This window comes from Stenotrophomonas sp. Steno-Z10-HUANG (assembly GCF_056393075.1).
The window spans coordinates 302,644-321,912 of sequence record NZ_JBWJPA010000003.1 but is presented as its reverse complement, the minus strand read 5'-3'; the positions used below and the strand labels follow the sequence as shown (position 1 = coordinate 321,912).

Here is a 19,269-nt window from a genome sequence, read left to right as displayed (position 1 = left end):
TTGCGGGTCCTTGGTTGAAGTGGTGGCTATCGTAGCCGCTGGCGCCAGATTTCGACACGCTCGGCCAGTACCCCCGGGTCGAAGCGCTGTGCCGGGCCGCTGCCCCAGACCGGTCCGGGCCAGGCGGCATCGCCCTCATGGCGGCCGACCAGGTGGATGTGCAGCTGCGGCACGATGTTGCCGAGCGCGCCGATGTTGAGCTTGGTGACGTTGGGCTTCTGCTTCAGGTGGCGGGAGACCTGGTTGATCTCGGCCAGCAGCAGCCGCTGCTGGTTGCCGTCCAGGTCGATCCACTCGCTGGCGCCGGCGACGCGCGGCACCAGCACGACCCAGGGGAAGCGGTCGTCGTTCATCAGCCGGATCTGGGACAGCGGGCCGTCGGCGATCAGCACGCTGTCGGCGGCAAGGCGGGTGTCAAGCTCGAAATCGGACGTCACAACGTCGGTCATCGCAGGTTCTCGCTGAGGAAGGCCAGGGTGCGTTCGCGCGCCAGCGCGGCGCTCGGAGCGTGGTAGTGCGCGCCGACCTCGCGGTTGAAGGCGTGGCCGGCCGGGTACACGTATACCTGCATCGACGGTTGCTTTTCACGGTGCGCTGCAACGGCGGCCGCCGGGATCGAGGGGTCCTGCGCGCCGAAATGGAAGATCGCCGGGGCCTTGAACGGCGCATCCAGGAACGGCACGTTGCGTGCGCCGTAATAGCTGGCCGAGGGCAGGCCCAGCCGCTGCGCGGCGAGCAGGGCGATAGTGCCGCCCCAGCAGTAGCCCACGGTCCCGACCTTGCCGTGCCCGGCCAGGGCGTGCGCGGCGGCATCCACGATATCGACGGCGCGGTCCACGCCCAGCGCGTCCACCAGCGCCCTGCCGCGGGCGGTGCCGGCGGCGTCGTAGTCCAGCTCGAGCCCCGGTTCGATCGGGTCGAAGAAGGAGGGGGCCAGCACCGCGTAGCCCTCGGCTGCGTACTGCTCGGCGACATGGCGGATATGGGCGTTGGCGCCGAAGATCTCCTGGATCACCACCAGCCCGGCGCGCGCGGGGGCGTCGGGCAGGGCCTGCCAGGCGCGTACCGGGCCATGGGCGGTTGTGAGGGTGATCCAGTGGTTCATGGGAGGGCTCCGTGGCGCACGCGGGAATGATTCCCGCCGATGTTAAGGCCACTGCCGGGTAGTGCCGGCACCCGGCCGGTATAATCGCCGCCCTCACGGCCCCGCGGCCATTCCGGCCCCGGCCTTCCAGAACCGCCAGACCCCATGTCCCAGCTGAACCCCAAAGTCGGCTTCGTCAGCCTTGGCTGCCCGAAGGCCCTCGTCGATTCCGAGCGCATCCTCACCCAGTTGCGGGTGGAGGGCTACGACATCGTGCCGTCCTACGACTCGGCCGACGTGGTGGTGGTCAACACCTGCGGCTTCATCGATTCGGCCGTGGCCGAATCGCTGGACGCCATCGGCGAGGCGATGAACGAGAACGGCAAGGTCATCGTCACCGGCTGCCTGGGCAAGAAGTCGGAGATGATCCGCGAGCAGTACCCGGACGTGCTGTCGGTGTCCGGGCCGCAGGATTACGCCAGCGTGATGGACGCGGTGCATGCCGCGCTGCCGCCCAGGCACGACCCGTTCGTGGACCTGGTGCCGGACTACGGCATCAAGCTGACCCCGCGCCACTATGCGTACCTGAAGATTTCCGAAGGCTGCAACCACCGCTGCAGCTTCTGCATCATCCCGTCGATGCGCGGCGACCTGGTCTCGCGCCCGGTGGAGGACGTGCTGCGCGAGGCCGAGCGGCTGGTGAAGGGCGGCGTGCGCGAACTGCTGGTGGTGTCGCAGGACACCTCGGCCTACGGCGTGGACCGCAAGTACGCGCCGGGCACCTGGCGCGGCAGGGAATACGCCACGCGCATGAAGGCGCTGTGCGAGGGGCTGTCCGAGCTGGACGCCTGGACCCGCCTGCACTACGTCTACCCGTATCCGCACGTGGACGATGTCGTGCCGCTGATGGCCGAGGGCCGCATCCTGCCGTACCTGGACATCCCGTTCCAGCACGCCAGCCCGCGCATCCTCAAGCTGATGAAGCGCCCGGGCGCGGTCGACAAGACCCTGGAGCGGGTACTGCGCTGGCGCCAGATCTGCCCGGACATCACCGTGCGTTCGACCTTCATCGTCGGTTTCCCGGGCGAGACGGAAGCCGAGTTCGAGCAGCTGCTCGAGTTCCTCGACGCCGCCCAGCTCGACCGCGTCGGTGCATTCGCCTATTCGCCGGTGGAAGGCGCCACCGCCAACGAGCTGCCCGACCCGGTGCCGGAAGACGTCAAGCAGGAGCGCCTGGCCCGCTTCATGGAAAAGCAGGCCGCCATCTCCGCGGCCAGGCTGGAAGCGAAGGTCGGCAGCGTGCAGCAATGCCTGGTGGACGCCATCGAGGACGGCATCGCGGTGGCGCGCTCCCGGGCGGACGCGCCGGAGATCGACGGTCTGGTGCATATCCAGAATGCCGATGCAGCGGGGCTGCGCGTGGGCGATTTCGTCGACGTGGAGATCACCGACAGCGACGAGCATGACCTGTTCGGCGACGCCCGGATCAAACCCGCCACGACGCCGTTCGATCTCAAGGTACTGTGACCGGCCAGCCGGGAGGCGGGGGCGGTGGCGCGGACGGCACCGGCGCGGCACCCGGGCGGCGCCGTTTCATCGCGCCGTCGCGTGTGCAGGTCGATCCGGCGTGCTTCCGGCATCCGCTGTTCGATGGATATGCCGCCCATCGCGGATGGATGACCGCCGCAGAGTGGCCCGGGATCGACGCACTCAACGCTTTGCTGCCGGCGCACGGGCCGCGCTTCGTCGTGCAGGACGAGGCGCTGCTGGCCGATGGCCTGCACTACGAAACGCGCATCGCCACGCAGGGGCGCATCGCCACCCGCCCGGAGAACTGGCACGACCTGTTCAACGCACTGGTCTGGGCACGTTACCCGGCGATCAAGTCGGCGCTCAACGCGCGCCAGTGCCTGCATGTCGCCGCGATGGGGCCGCAGCGGCGCAACCGCGCGCAGCAGGCGCTGACCCAGTTCGACGAATGCGGGGTGATCGTGCGCATTGCCGATCCGGGGCTGCTGCCGCTGTGGGATGGCCATCACTGGCATGCGCTGTTCGCCGCGCAGGCCGCGCGCTGGCAGGACGGTGGCATCGGCGTGGCCGCGGTGATCGGGCACGCGCTGATGGAGCAGGCACTGGTGCCCGGGCGGCGCCTGGTCGGGCGCTGCGTGGTGGTGCACGGCGCGGACGATGCGGCCTGCGTGGCGCGCGTGGCCGGGGCGCTGGCAGCTGGCGAGATCCTCGGCGATCCGCTGCAGCTGCGTCCGCTGCCGCTGGCCGGTGTGCCCGGCTGGCAGCTGCGGCAGGACGATGCCCTCTACGCCGAAGCCGGCTATTTCCGGCCGTTGCGCGAAGGGCGCACATACCCCGCGCCGCTGCGCTGAAGCGATCCGGGTTCGCCGGCCATGACCGGTGCGCCCCGCTTTGCGCGGGATGCCGTGCCGACGTGCCGGCCCGGCGGCCTGGCCGGCGCGAAGCCGCAGGCGGGGATGGGCGGCTCGCACCCGCCGCTGTGGGGCATCACCCGGCGGCGTAGTCGATGCCGATGATGGCGAACCCCTGCCGCCCGCCCGGCAGTTCCACTTCGAATTCGTCGTCGATGCGCTTTTTCAGCAGCGCACGGGCCAGCGGCGAATCGATGCTGATCCAGCCGGCGGTCGCATCGGTTTCATCCGGGCCGACGATGCGGTAGACGTGGACCTGGCCGGACTGGACGTTCTCCAGTTCCACCGTGGCGCCGAAGAACACCGCGTCGGGGTCGCTGGGGCGGGTGTCGACCACGCGCAGCGCTTGCAGGCGCTTGCTCAAATAACGCACGCGGCGGTCGATCTCGCCCAGCTGCTTCTTGCGGTAGGTGTACTCGGCGTTCTCCGAGCGGTCGCCCTCGGCCGCCGCGGCCGCCAGCGCCTTGACCACCTCGGGTCGCCGCTGCCGCCACAGCTCATCCAGCTCGGCCTTCAGCCGCGCATGCCCCTGGGCGGTGATCAGGGCGGTACTTTTTTCTGCAGGGGGGCGCCAGCGGCTCATTGCGATGGAACATCGGGAAGACCGGGCGCATGGTAGCCGCGCACGCTTGCGCCAGGCCAATCGATGGCTGACGTCGCGGCACTTCGATGGAGCGCGGGCACGCCGTGCAAGCTGCCCACGGCGGCCACGCCGCCGGGTTGGGGCGCTTGCCGAGCGCGGCGTGACCCGCGGTGGCACAGGCATCCGGCGACGTCCGCCAGCGGGCGCCGTGGCGGTCGCGGATACCGGTCAGCGCTTGCCGCCGAAAATCCCGCCGAGGATGCCGCGCACGATCTGGTTGCCCAGCTTGGTGCCGACCGTGCGCGTGGTCTGTTTGGCCATGGTCTCGATCATGCCCTGGCGGCGCTTGGTACCGAAGATGGCGTCCTTGATGGCCTGGCCGAAGCCGCCTTCCTGGCTGTCGTCCTGCTCGCGGGTGCGCGCCGCCGGCGCCTTGGCCTGGTCGGCGGCCTGTTGCGCGCGACGCGCCAGGATCTCGGCCGCCGATTCGCGGTTGACCGCGGTGTCATAGCGGCTGCCGACCGGGCTGCCGGCGCGGACCTGGGCGCGCTCGGCGTCGGTGATCGCGCCCATGCGGCAGCGTGGCGGCGCCACCAGGGTCTTCTGCACCGGCGCGGGCACCCCCTTGTCCTGCAGGGTGGACACCAGCGCCTCGCCGGTGCCCAGCTGCGACAGCGTGGCGACCACGTCCAGCTTCGGGTTCGGGACGAAGGTCTCCGCCGCGGTCTTGACCGCCTTCTGGTCGCGTGGAGTGAAGGCGCGCAGCGCGTGCTGCACGCGGTTGCCGAGCTGGCCAAGGATGTTGGCCGGCACGTCATCGGGGAACTGCGAGCAGAAATACACGCCCACGCCCTTGGAGCGGATCAGCCGCACCACCTGCTCGATGCGCTGCACCAGGGCGGGCGGGGCATCGTCGAACAGCAGGTGCGCCTCGTCGAAGATGAAGACCAGCTTCGGCTTCTCCAGGTCGCCCACTTCCGGCAGTTTCTCGAACAGTTCGGACAGCAGCCACAGCAGGAAGGTCGAATACAGGCGCGGCTTGAGGATCAGCTGCGCCGCGGCGAGGATGCCGATCACGCCGCGGCCGTCGTGGTTGACGCGCATGATGTCGGCCAGTTCCAGCGCCGGTTCGCCGAAGAACCCTTCGCCGCCGTCCTGCGACAGGCGCAGCAGCGCACGCTGGATCGCCGCCACCGACTGTGCGCTGACCAGCCCGTACTCGGTGGACACGTCCTTGCGCTCCTCGGCCACCAGGTTGAGCAGGGCGCGCAGGTCGTCCAGGTCGAGCAGCAGCAGGCCGCGGTCGTCGGCCAGCTTGAACACGATGTCGAGCACCCCGGCCTGGGTGTCGTTGAGCTCCAGGATGCGCGCCAGCAGGGTCGGGCCCATCTCGCTGACCGTGGTCCGCACCGGGTGGCCGAGCTGGCCGTACAGGTCCCAGAACACCACCGGGCTGGCGGCCGGGGCGTAGCCGGGCACGCCGATGTCGGCGGCGCGCTGGGCCAGCTTCTCGCCGCCGTCGCCGGGCACGGCCAGGCCGGCCACGTCGCCCTTCACGTCGGCCAGGAACACCGGCACGCCCAGCCGCGAGAAGCCCTCGGCCAGGGTCATCAGCGTCACTGTCTTGCCGGTGCCGGTGGCGCCGGCCACCAGGCCATGGCGGTTGCCGAAGCGCGGAAGCAGGGTGACGGCGATGTCGTCGGTGATGCCCTTGCCGATCAGGATGGGGTCCATGCAGTGCTCCCGGGTGTTCGTGGGGGTGATTCTAGCTGCCGACTGTATCGCCTGGCCGTTCCGGTTGCCGGGCAGCGAGGCCGGCGGCTACCCTGCCAGCCTTTCCGCCCGTAAAGCCGCTGATGCCTGCTTCCGTTCCGTCCTTCCGTCGTTGCTCGCTGCTGGTCGCCGCCTCGCTGCTGATCGCCATTCCCACCGCGCACGCGCAGCGCGTGTCCGCCCGCGACAAGGCCCGGGTCGAGGCGATCGAACAGCGCATGGCCGCGGCTGAGAAGCGTTATGCGGATGCCCTGCTGCTGGTTGCCAACGCCGACCCCAAGGGCACCGCCGAGGGCAATGCCGCGCTGGAGGACATGGAGGACGTCATCAATGCCTGCATCGGCCAGAAGGGCTGCCAGGTGGGCAACCTGCTGTCCACCTACAAGCGGCTGCTGAAGAAGCAGGCCGACGACAGCGCCGGCGACAGCGCCGACGAGGCCGGCGATACGCTCGAGGCCGATCCCGACCACGTCGGTCCGCTGGTCGCCGACGTGCCCGAGGCCGCGCGCGCGGCGGCACTGCTCAACGACCACCGCCACGCCTTCGATGAGATGGTCGAATACAACCCGGCCATCCAGGCCGGCATCCGCCGCTGGCTGACCGACATGCGCCCGGCGCTGCTGACCAGCTACGAGAACTACATGAACCTGCGCGCGGTGATGTGGCCGGAGTGGGAAAAGCGCGGCCTGCCCGAGGCGCTGCTGTTCGGCATCATGGCCAAGGAGTCCAACGGCCGCGTGCACGCCTCCTCGCGCGCCGGCGCGGCGGGGCTGATGCAGTTCATGCCGGCCACCGGCCGCCGCTTCGGCCTCGGCCCGGACGGCAGCGGTTTCGATACCCGGTTCGACGCGCGCAGCGCCGCCGAGGCCAGCGCCTCCTACATGAACGAGCGCATGGGCCAGCTCAACCGCAACATCGAGCTGGCGCTGGCTGCCTACAACGGCGGCGAGGGCCGCGCGCAGCGGGTGTTCAACCAGGGCGGCGGGCAGGGCTTCTGGACCGATTCGATCTACAACCAGTTCCCGGGCGAGACCAAGGACTACGTGCCGATGGTGATCGCCGCGGCGTGGATCTTCCTGCACCCGCAGCAGTACGGCGTCGAGTTCCCCAAGGTCAACGCGCAGCCGGCGACGATCCGCCTGGCCAGGTCCACCACGATCTACGAGCTGACCATCTGCCTGGGCAGCGCCGGTACCCGCGACGGCTACATGCGCGTGCTGCGCAACCTCAACCCGCGCTACGAGGCCGATGGCTGGATTCCCGCCGGCACCACCATCAACGCCACCACCCGCATCGCCGGGCTGTACAACCGGCATTGCGTGAACGGGCCGCGCGCGGACCTGGCGCGGGCATTGATCACCGCCGACGTGAATGCCGCGATCAAGCGGCCGCAGGCCGCCAGCTACACCGGCAACGTGGCGGTGGGCGACGTGCAGGCGATGCAGGCGGCCGCGCCTGCCGCCACCGCGCCGGTCGCCCCGGCACGCCCGGCACGGCGGCCCGCCGCGCGCAGTTACAAGGTCGCCAAGGGCGACACCCTGGGCCGCATCGCCGCGCGCTTCCAGTGCGAGCTGCCGGCGCTGGCGCGCGCCAACGGGCTGCGCGCCCCGGCCTATGCGATCAAGCCCGGGCAGGCGCTGAAGCTGGAAGGCTGCGACCGCTGAACGCGGCGGGCGCACGGCGGCGGTTTCGCCGCCGCGGGTTTTTCGTTACAACGGGGCAACCCTTTACGCAGGCGACGACATGGCCACCACGCCCGACGATCTGGAACTGGAGCGCCTCGCCGCCCGCATCGGTGAGCGCCTGCGCGCCGCGCGCGACCGCGTGGTCACCGCCGAGAGCTGCACCGGCGGCTGGATCGCCAAGGCCATGACCGGCGTGGCCGGCTCCTCGGACTGGTTCGACAGCGGCATGGTGGCCTACAGCTACGAAGCCAAGCAGGCGCTGCTGGGCGTGCGTCCGCAGACGCTGGAAAGCCAGGGCGCGGTGAGCCGCGAGACGGTGATCGAGATGGTTTCGGGTGCGCTGGTGCATTCCGGCGCCAGCGTCGCCGTGGCCGTCACCGGCATCGCCGGGCCCGGCGGCGGCAGCGCCGACAAGCCGGTCGGCACGGTATGGATCGGCTGGAAGCGGCGTGGCGGTTACACCCATGCCGAGCGCTTCCACTTCGACGGCGACCGCGAGGCGGTGCGGCGGCAGACCGTGGCGCGCGCGCTGGAGGGGCTGGAGGCCCTGCTGTGATGGCTGGCCGGCGGCTCCCCTGTGGAGGGCGCGGCTGATGTGGGAGGCGCTGGGCACCGTGCGCGACCTGGGGCGGCTGCAGGAGATCGCCGCGGTCCTGATCCGTTATGGCTTCGGCGACGTGGTCCGCCGCGTCGGCCTGGCCGACGTCCTGCAGCGCGCCGGGCGCCTGCTGCACTGGAACGATTCCGGCCAGATGCTGCAGATGTCCGCGCCGGTGCGGGTGCGGCGGGCGATGGAGGAACTCGGCCCGACCTTCGTCAAGCTGGGGCAGGTACTGGCCACGCGCGTGGACCTGTTCCCGCCGGAATGGATCGACCAGTTCAGCGAGCTGCAGAACGCGGTGCCGGCGCTGCCGTACGACCAGGTGCGCGGGCAGCTCGAGGCCGACCTTGGCGAGCCACCGGAGCAGGCCTTCGCCCGCCTGGAGCAGCGGCCGATGGCCGCCGCGTCGCTGGCGCAGGCACACCGGGCCTGGCTGCACGACGGCACCCCGGTGGTGTTGAAGGTGCGCCGGCCCGGCATGCGCGACGTGGTCGAGGCCGACCTGCGCCTGCTGGCGCGGCTGGCCGAGATCATCGAGGCGCGCCTGCCTGACCTGCGCCGCTACCGGCCTTCGGAAGTGGTGCAGCAGTTCACCCGGTCGCTGCGGCGCGAGTTGGACTTCGCCGCCGAATGCCGCAATGCCGAGCGCATCGCCGGCAACTTCGCCGGCCATCCGGAAGTGCTGATCCCGCGCGTGCACTGGCAATGGACCTGCGAAAGCCTGAACGTGCAGGACTTCGTCGACGGTATTCCCGGACGCGACCTGCAGGCCGTCGATGCCGCCGGCCTGGACCGCGTGGCGCTGGCGCATACCGGCGCGGCGATCATCCTCAAGATGGTGCTGGACGACGGCTGCTTCCACGCCGACCCGCACCCGGGCAACATCTTCTACCTGCGCGATGGGCGCATCGGCATCATCGATTTCGGCATGGTCGGGCGGCTGTCCGAGCAGCGCCGCTTCCAGGTCGCGAGGCTGCTGCACGGGCTGGTGACCCAGGATCCCGAGGCGGTGACCGACGTGCTGCTGGAGTGGGCCGGTGGCGTGGAAGTCGACGAATCGCGCCTGCAGCAGGACCTGGGCAGTTTCGTCGACCAGTACCGCGGGGTGCCGCTCAAGGACCTGCGCATCGGCCTGATGCTGGGTGACGTGACCGCACTGCTGCGCCAGTACGGGCTGACCCTGCCGGCCGACCTGGCGCTGATGATCAAGACCTTCCTGACCCTGGAAGGCATGGGCCGGCAACTGGACCCGGATTTCGACATGGCCGGCGCCGCGCGCCCGTTCCTGGAGCGGATCATGCGCCGCCGTTACGCGCCGCGCGCGGTGCTGCGGCGTGGCCGTCGCAGCCTGCTCGGCGCGCTGGACCTGGCCGGCGACCTGCCGCGCGACATGCGCCGCCTGCTGCAGGCCGCACGCCGCGGGCGCATGCGCCTGATGGTGGACACGCCGGGACTGAAGGGCTTCGGCGACCAGGTCAACCGCGCCGCCAACCGCCTCACCGTGGGCATCGTCACCGCCGCGCTGATCATCGGCTCGTCCATCGTCATGAACAGCATCGGCAGCGGCAGCAACCGCTGGCTGCTGGCGCTGGGCGTGGCCGGTTTCCTCGGCGCCGGGCTGTGCGGAGTGTGGATCCTGTTCTCGATCTGGCGCAGCGGCAGGCGCTCCTAGCGGGCCGACGACCGCGTACGGCAAGGGCCGGGAGCCGGCCTGGTGGCCTGGCCGCCAGGCACTTGCGATGGCTTTCGTTAGTAGTAATACTACTAACCATGGACCTGACCCAGACCCAGCAGGCGATCCTGCAGATGATCGCCGAGCGCATCGACAGCGAGGGCATGCCGCCCTCGCAGACCGAGATCGCCCGCGCTTTCGGCTTCAAGGGGGTGCGCTCGGCGCAATATCACCTGGATGCACTGGAAGCGGCCGGCGCCATCGAGCGGGTACCGGGCCGGGCACGGGGCATCCGCCTGGTGCGGCCCGCCGGTGACGACGAACCGGCGGTGACGGTCGCGGCGATGGCCGAGGACCCGGTGCTGCGCCTGCCGGTACTGGGGCGGGTCGCCGCCGGCCTGCCGATCGGCGCGGACATCGGCTCGGGGGCGGACGATTTCGTGGTGCTCGACAAGGTGTTCTTCTCGCCGGCGCCGGACTACCTGCTGAAGGTTCAGGGCGATTCGATGATCGACGAAGGCATCTTCGATGGCGACCTGATCGGCGTGCACCGTACCCGTGACGCGCGGTCCGGGCAGATCGTGGTGGCGCGCATCGACGACGAGATCACGGTCAAGCTGCTCAAGGTCGGCAAGGACCGCATCCGCCTGCTGCCGCGTAATCCGGACTATGCGCCCATCGAGGTGCTGCCGGACCAGGACTTCGCCATCGAAGGCCTGTATTGCGGGCTGTTGAGGCCGAACCGGTGACCGCATTTCTCCCATCGCAGGGGCGATGGTTTTCCTACGGGCGGCAGGTGCCGGCGCGGCTGCCGGTATCCTTCCCGTCCCGATAATCTGGCCGCCCGCACTCGTCTCAGCCTGTGCGATACGCCCCCGCTACAGTGGACCCATGACGAAATCCATGACATCAACGACGAGGAAGACCCCGATGGACGATAACAAGAAGCGCGCGCTCGCTGCCGCCCTGGGCCAGATCGAAAAGCAGTTCGGCAAGGGGTCGGTGATGCGCATGGGCGACCGCGTGGTCGAGCCTGTCGAGGCGATTCCCACCGGTTCGCTGATGCTGGACATCGCGCTGGGCATCGGCGGCCTGCCCAAGGGCCGCGTGGTCGAGATCTACGGCCCGGAGTCCTCGGGCAAGACCACCCTGACCCTGCAGGCCATCGCCGAATGCCAGAAGCAGGGCGGTACCGCCGCCTTCATCGACGCCGAGCATGCGCTGGACCCGATCTACGCCGCCAAGCTGGGCGTGAACGTGGATGACCTGCTGCTGTCGCAGCCGGATACCGGCGAGCAGGCGCTGGAGATCGCCGACATGCTGGTGCGTTCGGGCTCGGTGGACATCTTGGTGATCGACTCGGTCGCCGCGCTCACCCCCAAGGCTGAAATCGAAGGCGAGATGGGCGACCAGCTGCCCGGCCTGCAGGCGCGACTGATGAGCCAGGCGCTGCGCAAGCTCACCGGCAACATCAAGCGCTCCAACACCCTGGTGATCTTCATCAACCAGCTGCGCATGAAGATCGGCGTGATGATGCCCGGCCAGAGCCCGGAAACCACCACCGGTGGCAACGCGCTGAAGTTCTACGCCTCGGTGCGCCTGGACATCCGCCGCATCGGCTCGATCAAGAAGGGCGACGAGATCATCGGCAACCAGACCAAGATCAAGGTGGTCAAGAACAAGCTGGCGCCCCCGTTCAAGCAGGTGGTCACCGAGATCCTGTACGGCGAAGGCATCAGCCGCGAGGGCGAGCTGATCGACATGGGCGTGGACGCCAAGCTCGTGGAGAAGGCCGGCGCCTGGTACAGCTACGGCGACGAACGCATCGGCCAGGGCAAGGACAACGCCCGTGGTTACCTGCGCGACAACCCGCAGGTGGCAGCCAGGCTGGAGGCCGAGCTGCGCGAGAAGTTCCAGCCCGCCGACGCCGCGCGCGATGCCGGCGACGACGCGGACGAGGAATGATTTTCCCGCGGGGACGGGCGGCGCATCGTCAGTGACGTCGACCCGTCCCCGCGGTTTCATGGAGGTAAAGGGATGCTCCGCAGCAGGGTTGCCAGCAGGTAGGTACGGGGCATGCCCCGTACGCGCGCGATGGCAGGTAACGCAATGAACGACAGCGAAGATCGGCCTGGCCGCCGCAGCCGGCGGCCACGTGAACAGACGCCGCTGCAGCGCGCACTTGGGCTGCTGGTGCGGCGGGAACATTCGCGCAAGGAGTTGGGGCGCAAGCTCAAGGCCCGCGGGGTGGACGCCGACGCGGTGGACGCCGCGGTGGCGCGGCTGGCCGAGGAAGGCTGGCAGGACGACACCCGGTTCGCGGAGGCCCTGGTGCGCAACCGCACCGGCAGCGGCTACGGCCCCCTGCACATCCGTGCCGAGCTGGGCACCCACGGCCTGGACAGCGAGGCGATCGAGGCCGCACTGGCTACCTTCGAGGGCGATTGGGCAGCGCTGGCCAGGGACCTGGTCTGCCGCCGTTTTGGTCCGGACGGGCCGCTGGACCTGGCCCAGCGGCGCAAGGCCGCGGACATGCTGGCCCGGCGCGGCTTCGACGGCGGCTGCATCCGCGCCGCTACCCGCTACGATCCTGAGGACTGACGCGACCGGGCCTGATACCCTTTCAGGGTTTCGGCTGTCCCGGGTCCACGCACCGCGTGGGGTGCCGGCTGCCGCCAGCCCGCCTATCGCCAGTCCTCATGAATACACCCGTCAAGTTCACTACCTCTCAGATCCGCGCCGACTTCCTCGACTTCTTCAAGGGGAAGGGCCACACCATCGTGCCGTCGGCGCCGCTGGTGCCGGGCAACGACCCGACCCTGCTGTTCACCAACTCCGGCATGGTGCAGTTCAAGGATGTGTTCCTGGGCGCCGAAAAGCGCAGCTATGTCCGTGCGGCCGATGTGCAGCGCTGCCTGCGTGCCGGCGGCAAACACAACGACCTCGACTCGGTCGGTTACACCGCCCGCCACCACACCTTCTTCGAGATGCTGGGCAACTGGTCCTTCGGTGACTACTTCAAGAAGGACGCGATTGCGTGGGCGTGGGAACTGCTGACCCAGGTCTGGAAGCTGCCGGCCGAGCGCCTGCTGGTCACCGTCTACCACAACGACGACGAGGCCTACGCGCTGTGGCGCGACATGATCGGCGTGCCGGAAGACCGCATCGTGCGCATCGGCGACAACAAGGGCGCGCCGTACGCCTCCGACAATTTCTGGCAGATGGCCGATACCGGCCCGTGCGGCCCGTGCACCGAGATCTTCTTCGACCATGGCGAGCACATCGCCGGTGGCCCGCCGGGCTCGCCGGACGAGGACGGCGACCGTTTCATCGAGATCTGGAACCTGGTGTTCATGCAGTTCGACCGCCAGCCGGACGGCACCCTGGTGCCGCTGCCGGCGCCGTGCGTCGACACCGGCATGGGCCTGGAGCGCCTGGCGGCGATCCTGCAGCACGTGCACACCAACTACGAGATCGACCTGTTCCAGGCGCTGATCCGCAAGGCCGCCGAGCTGACCGGCACCGCGGACCTGGAGAACAAGTCGCTGCGCGTGATCGCCGACCACATCCGTGCCTGTTCGTACCTGATCGTCGATGGCGTGCTGCCGTCCAACGAAGGCCGCGGCTATGTGCTGCGCCGGATCATCCGCCGCGCCCTGCGCCATGGCTGGATGCTGGGTGTGCGCCAGCCTTTCTTCCACAAGCTGGTGCCGACTCTGGTCGAGCAGATGGGCGAGGCCTACCCCGAGCTGCCGGCCGCCGCCACCACGGTGCACAAGGCACTGCTGGCCGAGGAAGAGCGTTTCGCCGAGACGCTGGACGCGGGCATGAAGATCTTCGACGACGTCGCCGCCCGGGTCGGCGATGGCGTCATTCCCGGTGTCGACGCCTTCCGCCTGTACGACACCTACGGTTTCCCGGTCGACCTGACCGCCGACATCGCCCGCGAACGCGGCATGACGGTGGACATGGCCGGCTTTGACAGTGCCATGGAGCACCAGCGCGAGATGGCGCGTGCCGCCGGCAAGTTCGGCGGTGGCGTGACCCTGCCCGCCGAACTGGTCGCGACGCTGTCGCCCACCGTGTTCCTGGGTTACGACCAGCAGCAGGCGGAGGGCCTCAAGGTCGTCGCCCTGCTCAAGGGGGGGCGCCCGGTGGAGGAGGTGCAGGCTGGCGACGAGGTGATAGTGTTCACCGACAGGACGCCGTTCTATGCCGAATCCGGCGGCCAGGTTGGCGATACCGGCATGCTGTCCGGCAATGGCGTAGCGCTCGCGGTTTCCGATACGCAGAAATTCGCCGGCCAGTTCCACGGCCACGTCGGTACCGTGGAGCAGGGCACGATCAAGCTCGGCGACGTCCTCGCCGGCGCAATCGATGCCGCCCGTCGCAGTGCCACCATCCTCAACCACTCCGCCACCCACCTGCTGCATGCCGCGCTGCGCGAAGTGCTGGGCAGCCATGTGCAGCAGAAGGGCTCGCTGGTGGCGCCGGACCGCCTGCGCTTCGACTTCTCCCACTTCCAGCCGATCAGCAGCGACGAGCTGGCGCTCATCGAGCGCAAGGTCAACGAGCAGGTCCGTGCCAACAACGCGGCCGAAGTGCACCACATGGGCATGCAGGAAGCGCTGGATTTCGGGGCGATGGCGCTGTTCGGCGAGAAGTACGGCGAGAACGTGCGCGTGTTGAAGATGGGCGACTACTCGACCGAATTGTGCGGCGGCACCCACGTGTCGCGCACCGGCGACATCGGCCTGTTCAAGATCACCGCCGAGGGCGGTGTCTCGTCCGGCGTGCGCCGCATCGAGGCGGTGACCGGGCAGGGGGCGCTGGACCACGTGGACGCCGAGGAGGCGCGCCTGGCCGAGGCCGCGAGCCTGCTGGGCGGGGCGGCGGCCGATGTGGTGGACAAGATCCGCCAGCTCGGCGAACGGCAGAAGAAGCTCGAGCGCGAGCTGGAGGCCCTCAAGGCCAAGCTGGCCTCCGGCGCGACCGCCGACCTCGGGGCCTCGGCGGTCGAGATCGGCGGCGTGAAGGTGCTGGCCGCGCGCCTGGAGGGCTTCGACGCCAAGGCGCTGCGCGAGGCGATGGACCGGCTCAAGCAGCAGCTGGGCGACGCGGTGATCCTGCTGGCGGGCGCCCAGGACGGCAAGGCCTCCCTGGTCGCGGGCGTGAATGGCTCGGCAATGGGCAGAGTCAAGGCCGGGGAACTGTTGTCCCATGTCGCCGGTCAGATCGGGGGCAAGGGCGGTGGTCGTCCCGATCTGGCACAGGGTGGCGGTGAAGACGGTCCCAGGCTGGTTGCCGCGCTCGACGGCGTGCTGGAATGGATCAAGCCACACTTGGCATGAACGTAGGCAGCCGCGCGCCTTGAAGGCGCCTGCTGCCTGCCATTAACATTGGGAGTCTTTTCCCTTTGTCGTGGGGCGCAGGTTCTTGGCGCGCCAATGCCGGTGGGAAACCCCCACCGGTTCCATGGAGACTCGCACAATGTTGATCCTGACTCGCCGTGTAGGCGAAACCCTGATGATTGGTGACTCGGTCAGCGTGACCGTGCTCGGCGTCAAGGGCAACCAGGTACGTATCGGTATCACCGCGCCCAAGGACGTGGCGGTGCACCGTGAGGAAATTTTCCAGCGTATCCAGCGCGGCGACGAGCCGGCTGCACAGGGAAGTGAAGAAACTTCCGAATAAGGGTTTACCTTTCACCCCGTTAAACGGTATTCTTCGCGCCCTGCCACGGAACACGCGGCAGGGCGAAAGAAAACGGAGTGATGCCCGAGAGGCCGAAGGGGCTCCCCTGCTAAGGGAGTATAGGGTCAAAAGCTCTATCGAGGGTTCGAATCCCTCTCACTCCGCCAGTTGAAGAACGTCTGCAAGCCCCGGGTTTGCGGACGTTTTTCGTTTCCGGGGCATGCCTGAGCGGGCCGCGATGCAAGCCACGGGCCAGGCATGACTGGAAGATGTCCGCCGGAGCACGCGCAGGTGACGCATCGCGCCACATCGCGTACCATGGCCGCTGTCGAGCATCGTCCACGCCGCATCGCGGATGCGGGCGATCAGTACGGAAGAATTCTTGAAGAAATCGGGGGTGCACTGGTTTCGACGGGGGTTGTGAAGTCGCTTGGCGCATGCCGAGGGGGTAGCTTTCCTCGTAAATCCAGCTGCACAACTCATAGTTGCCAACGACGACAACTACGCTCTGGCCGCTTAAGGCCTAAGCCCCGAAACAGCTTGTGTCCGTGCTCGCTGCGTAGGGTCATCATCACGGAATCGCATGGGGTGGCTGCCCGTCAGCCCCAAGCTAGATAAAGCGGGCTGGTTCTGGGATGCGCTTTGCGCGCCGTGCTGTTCCGGGGCGAGATACAACGGCGAGCTAAGCATGTAGTGCCGGGGATGGAGTGCCTTCGGACGGCGGTTCAATTCCGCCCACCTCCACCATCTGTAGAGCCCAGCCTTCATCGGCTGGGCTTTTCTTTTTGCGCCCGCCGACGCGCTCCCGGAGCGTGCGTCGCAGGCCTGCGCAAGGGCGCTGCGTGCAGCCTGCAGTCCGTCGCGTGTGGCCGTGATGCCGTGAGGCCCAATCGCGCGACGGGCGTGATCGGGCGCGGTTCCCGCGTCGTCGCATCGCCAATCAAGGCGGCTGGCACCCGGTATCCGCGGCTGGGGTGATCGCCATCTTCCGCGACTGCCCAGGAGCCACTGGAGGGCATCTATCAGGAGATACGCCCGCGCAGGGGTGCTTGTGCTGACGCCGCCTGCGCCAGCTGTGCGGCATGCACGCCGTTCTCCTAGCCTTGCAGGTGTGCCGGCTGCGCTGATGCGCAAGTCGGTGGTGCCAGCAGGCACGGTTCGCGGCCGGCAGCGGCATGCGATGCCAGCGGCCCCGCGTCGCTGGCGGCAATGCCGGAAAGCGGGGGCGCTTCCATCGCTGGTGGTCAGATCACGCGCGGCGTGCCGCACAGGGCGCTGACGCATGCGGGCGTCGCCCGGCGCGCGGTGCTGTCATACCCGCGCGATGCCGGGCCCAGCAGGGCGGGCAGGGCCGTCTGCGTGGGCAATGCGGCGGGCGGCTGGGCCGCCGCCGTGCTCAGGCGTTGCGGTTGTGGGCGCGCAGGGCGCGCTGCTTCTCGCGGGCCCAGTCGCGGTCCTTGGCCGCATCGCGCTTGTCATGCGCCTGCTTGCCCTTGGCCAGTGCGATTTCCAGCTTGATGCGGTTCTTGCTCCAGTACATCGCGGTCGGCACCAGGGTGTAGCCGTCGCGCTCCACCCGGCCGATGAGCTTGTCGATCTCGCGCCGGTGCAACAGCAGCTTGCGCTGGCGCCGGTCCTCCGGGACGGTATGGGTCGATGCCTGGATCAACGGTGTGATCTGCGCGCCGATCAGGAAGATCTCGCCGTCCTTCACGTAGGCGTAGGCGTCGGTCATGTTGCCGCGCCCGGCGCGGATGGCCTTGATCTCCCACCCCTGCAGCACCAGCCCGGCCTCGAAGCGTTCTTCCAGGTGGTACTCGTGGCGCGCGCGCTTGTTGAGCGCGATGGTTTTGTCGGCCTGCGCGTTCTTTGCTTTATCCTTACCGGGTTTCTTGCTCATTTCCGTATTGTCTCCGATTCGGAGGCTTTCCGAACATCCGTCCGTATCCCGCATGCCTATCATCCGCCGCAGCGCCCTGGTCGAACAGCCGGCCGAGCGCATGTTCGACCTGGTCAACGACGTTGCCGCCTATCCGCGGCGTTTCCGCTGGTGCGAGGCGGCGCAGATCCTGGAAGCGGGCCCGGAGCGGCTGGTGGCCCGCCTCGACCTGGGGCTGGGCTCCTTCCGCACCTGGTTCATGACCGAGAACACCCTGCAGCGCCCGGGCAGCATCGACATGCAGCTGAAGGACGGCCCGTTCAAGCGCCTGCATGGCCGCTGGCAGTTCCAGCCATTGTCCGACGCCGCCTGCAAGGTGAGCCTGGAGCTCGAGTTCGAGCCGACCTCGCGCCTGCTCGGGCCGGCGCTGGCGCTGGGCTTCCAGGGCCTGGCCGACCGCATGGTCAACGATTTCGTGCGCGTGGCCGAGCAGGGGGGCTGAGGCGTGCGGGTGGAGGTGGTGCTGGCCTGGCCGGAGCGCTACCTGCGGCGCGAGCTGGTATTGCCCGAGGGGGCGACGGTGGCCGACGCGGTGGCGGCGGCGGCGCTCGATCCCGGTGGTCAATCCCGGGCGGTGGCCGTGCATGGCGTGCTGGCGCGGCCGCAGCAGTTGCTGCAGGACGGTGACCGCGTCGAGCTGCTCAGGCCGTTGTTGGCCGACCCCAAAGAAAATCGCCGCCGGCGGGCGCGCGGCGGCGATTGATCCGGTGCGCGGTGGCGGGCGTCAGCGGCCGCCGCGCTTCTTCTTGTCCTTGGCCAGGTTGGGGCCGAACTGGCGCACGCTGCGCTTGGCCAGTTCGCCGTCCTCGTTGGGGAAGTAGTCGCCTTCCCAGCGGGTGACCCGGTCGTTCTCGAAGAACACGGTGAAGTTCTTCACCTCGGTCCTGCCCAGGCGGTTGACGCGCTGGCTGGAGGTGTAATCCCAACGCTGGGCGTGGAACGGGTCGGGGATGGACGGCGTTCCAAGCAGCGCGTTGACCTGCTGCTTGCTCTGGCCCACCTGCAGCTGTGCGACGGACTTTTCTTGCAGCAGGTTGCCCTGGTAGATGGGCTGCTTGTAGATGATGCCGCACCCGGTGGTGGACAGGGCGACAACGGCGATCAGCAGGAGGTTGCGCATTGGGACGGGCGAATGAGGAAATCCCGGCGATGATACACTCCCCGGCACCCAGCGCGATCTGACCGGAGGCAACTGGCGTCAAACCGCCAATGAACACGATGGCCATGGAATCCAACGACCTGCGCAAAGTCGGCCTCAAGGTGACGCATCCGCGGATGCGCATCCTGGCGCTGCTCGAGCAGAACACCCCCCACCACCACCTGACCGCCGAGGACATCTACCGGCAGCTGCTCGACTGCGGCGACGAGATCGGCCTGGCGACGGTCTATCGCGTGCTGACCCAGTTCGAGGCGGCCGGCCTGGTGCTCAAGCACAATTTCGAGGGCGGGCAGGCGGTCTACGAGCTGGACCGGGGTGGCCATCACGACCATATGGTGGACGTGGATACCGGCAAGATCATCGAGTTCGAGAGCCGCGAGATCGAGGAACTGCAGAAACGGATCGCGGCCGAGCACGGCTACGAACTGGAAGAGCATTCGCTCGTGCTCTACGTGCGCAAGAAGCGCCGCTGAGCAGCCATTGGGCGCCCGTACCTGACGACACCGGCCTTGTGCCGGTGTCGTCGTTTCAGCGGGTCTGCGCCTCCTCCCGCACCCGGGGCGGGGAAGGGCATGCAGGGGCAGCGCCGGGGCGTGACGCCCGGCGGCTGCGCTGGCCTGCACCGGCCCGGTAGCGGC

At 68.9% G+C, this 19,269-nt stretch carries 19 protein-coding genes, 1 tRNA gene and 1 other RNA gene; 15 read left to right on the top strand and 6 right to left on the bottom strand.

The window, feature by feature from the left end; genetic code table 11:
- Positions 1–26 precede the first annotated feature (26 nt).
- Together AC06E6_RS06550 and AC06E6_RS06545 are read right to left on the bottom strand one after the other, a co-directional pair.
- Entirely contained in the window at positions 27–449 is a 423-nt protein-coding gene (locus AC06E6_RS06550; RefSeq protein ID WP_104939115.1) for an HIT domain-containing protein, read from the bottom strand.
- Complete coding sequence (locus AC06E6_RS06545) at positions 446–1,105, bottom strand: dienelactone hydrolase family protein (protein ID WP_240211851.1); 660 nt, start codon at positions 1,103–1,105, stop codon at positions 446–448. The genes AC06E6_RS06550 and AC06E6_RS06545 overlap by 4 nt, the downstream gene beginning before the upstream one ends.
- 144 nt (positions 1,106–1,249) lie before the next feature.
- Between AC06E6_RS06545 and rimO the strand changes: the two genes are divergently transcribed.
- On the top strand, positions 1,250–2,611 hold the full coding sequence (rimO, locus tag AC06E6_RS06540) for a 30S ribosomal protein S12 methylthiotransferase RimO (protein WP_240211852.1): 1,362 nt from the start codon (positions 1,250–1,252) through the stop codon (positions 2,609–2,611).
- Positions 2,612–2,760: 149 nt separating this feature from the next.
- Positions 2,761–3,465, top strand: a complete 705-nt coding sequence (locus AC06E6_RS06535; RefSeq protein WP_478060649.1) for a DUF3025 domain-containing protein — start codon at positions 2,761–2,763, stop codon at positions 3,463–3,465.
- 136 nt (positions 3,466–3,601) lie between these two features.
- On the opposite strand, the gene greB is transcribed toward AC06E6_RS06535, so the two are convergent.
- Together greB and AC06E6_RS06525 are read right to left on the bottom strand one after the other, a co-directional pair.
- Positions 3,602–4,108: a transcription elongation factor GreB gene (greB, locus tag AC06E6_RS06530; RefSeq protein WP_104939111.1), complete on the bottom strand. Its 507-nt coding sequence runs from the start codon at positions 4,106–4,108 to the stop codon at positions 3,602–3,604.
- A 228-nt stretch (positions 4,109–4,336) separates the two neighbouring features.
- Positions 4,337–5,842 (bottom strand): helicase HerA-like domain-containing protein, encoded by a 1,506-nt coding sequence (locus AC06E6_RS06525; protein WP_240211854.1) that lies wholly within the window; start codon positions 5,840–5,842, stop codon positions 4,337–4,339.
- A gap of 122 nt (positions 5,843–5,964) precedes the next feature.
- Here AC06E6_RS06525 and AC06E6_RS06520 point away from each other — a divergent pair, with 122 nt between their 5' ends.
- From AC06E6_RS06520 to ssrA, 10 genes are all read left to right on the top strand, one after another.
- Positions 5,965–7,545: a transglycosylase SLT domain-containing protein gene (locus tag AC06E6_RS06520; protein WP_240211855.1), complete on the top strand. Its 1,581-nt coding sequence runs from the start codon at positions 5,965–5,967 to the stop codon at positions 7,543–7,545.
- 79 nt (positions 7,546–7,624) lie between these two features.
- On the top strand, positions 7,625–8,122 hold the full coding sequence (locus tag AC06E6_RS06515; RefSeq protein WP_161613623.1) for a CinA family protein: 498 nt from the start codon (positions 7,625–7,627) through the stop codon (positions 8,120–8,122).
- A gap of 37 nt (positions 8,123–8,159) precedes the next feature.
- Positions 8,160–9,839: a 2-polyprenylphenol 6-hydroxylase gene (ubiB, locus tag AC06E6_RS06510; protein WP_240211856.1), complete on the top strand. Its 1,680-nt coding sequence runs from the start codon at positions 8,160–8,162 to the stop codon at positions 9,837–9,839.
- Positions 9,840–9,937: 98 nt separating this feature from the next.
- Positions 9,938–10,588, top strand: a complete 651-nt coding sequence (gene lexA / locus AC06E6_RS06505) for a transcriptional repressor LexA (RefSeq protein ID WP_161613625.1) — start codon at positions 9,938–9,940, stop codon at positions 10,586–10,588.
- A gap of 181 nt (positions 10,589–10,769) precedes the next feature.
- Positions 10,770–11,804 carry a recombinase RecA gene (recA, locus tag AC06E6_RS06500; protein ID WP_104939106.1) on the top strand — a complete coding sequence of 345 codons (1,035 nt, stop codon included), beginning with the start codon at positions 10,770–10,772 and terminating at the stop codon, positions 11,802–11,804.
- A gap of 144 nt (positions 11,805–11,948) precedes the next feature.
- Positions 11,949–12,440 (top strand): recombination regulator RecX, encoded by a 492-nt coding sequence (gene recX / locus AC06E6_RS06495; protein ID WP_240211857.1) that lies wholly within the window; start codon positions 11,949–11,951, stop codon positions 12,438–12,440.
- Between the two features lie 98 nt (positions 12,441–12,538).
- Positions 12,539–15,190 carry an alanine--tRNA ligase gene (alaS, locus tag AC06E6_RS06490; protein WP_240211858.1) on the top strand — a complete coding sequence of 884 codons (2,652 nt, stop codon included), beginning with the start codon at positions 12,539–12,541 and terminating at the stop codon, positions 15,188–15,190.
- A gap of 139 nt (positions 15,191–15,329) precedes the next feature.
- A complete protein-coding gene (gene csrA / locus AC06E6_RS06485; protein WP_054668711.1) occupies positions 15,330–15,533 on the top strand; it encodes a carbon storage regulator CsrA in 204 nt (67 codons plus the stop codon).
- A 74-nt stretch (positions 15,534–15,607) separates the two neighbouring features.
- Positions 15,608–15,700 (top strand) — tRNA-Ser (locus tag AC06E6_RS06480).
- Positions 15,701–15,926: 226 nt separating this feature from the next.
- Positions 15,927–16,280, top strand: a transfer-messenger RNA (tmRNA) gene (ssrA, locus tag AC06E6_RS06475).
- 649 nt (positions 16,281–16,929) lie between these two features.
- On the opposite strand, the gene smpB is transcribed toward ssrA, so the two are convergent.
- Positions 16,930–17,433, bottom strand: a complete 504-nt coding sequence (smpB, locus tag AC06E6_RS06470; RefSeq protein ID WP_054666626.1) for an SsrA-binding protein SmpB — start codon at positions 17,431–17,433, stop codon at positions 16,930–16,932.
- Positions 17,434–17,485: 52 nt separating this feature from the next.
- Between smpB and AC06E6_RS06465 the strand changes: the two genes are divergently transcribed.
- The gene (locus AC06E6_RS06465) at positions 17,486–17,914 is read left to right on the top strand and encodes a type II toxin-antitoxin system RatA family toxin (RefSeq protein WP_161613652.1); all 429 of its coding nucleotides are present in this window, start codon (positions 17,486–17,488) and stop codon (positions 17,912–17,914) included.
- A gap of 3 nt (positions 17,915–17,917) precedes the next feature.
- A complete protein-coding gene (locus AC06E6_RS06460; protein ID WP_161613653.1) occupies positions 17,918–18,175 on the top strand; it encodes an RnfH family protein in 258 nt (85 codons plus the stop codon).
- A 21-nt stretch (positions 18,176–18,196) separates the two neighbouring features.
- Here the strand turns inward: AC06E6_RS06460 and AC06E6_RS06455 are convergent, their stop codons facing one another.
- Positions 18,197–18,592 (bottom strand): outer membrane protein assembly factor BamE, encoded by a 396-nt coding sequence (locus AC06E6_RS06455; RefSeq protein WP_104939099.1) that lies wholly within the window; start codon positions 18,590–18,592, stop codon positions 18,197–18,199.
- A gap of 104 nt (positions 18,593–18,696) precedes the next feature.
- On the opposite strand from AC06E6_RS06455, the gene fur reads away from it, so the two are divergent.
- The gene (gene fur, locus AC06E6_RS06450; RefSeq protein WP_054668708.1) at positions 18,697–19,104 is read left to right on the top strand and encodes a ferric iron uptake transcriptional regulator; all 408 of its coding nucleotides are present in this window, start codon (positions 18,697–18,699) and stop codon (positions 19,102–19,104) included.
- Positions 19,105–19,269 lie beyond the last annotated feature (165 nt).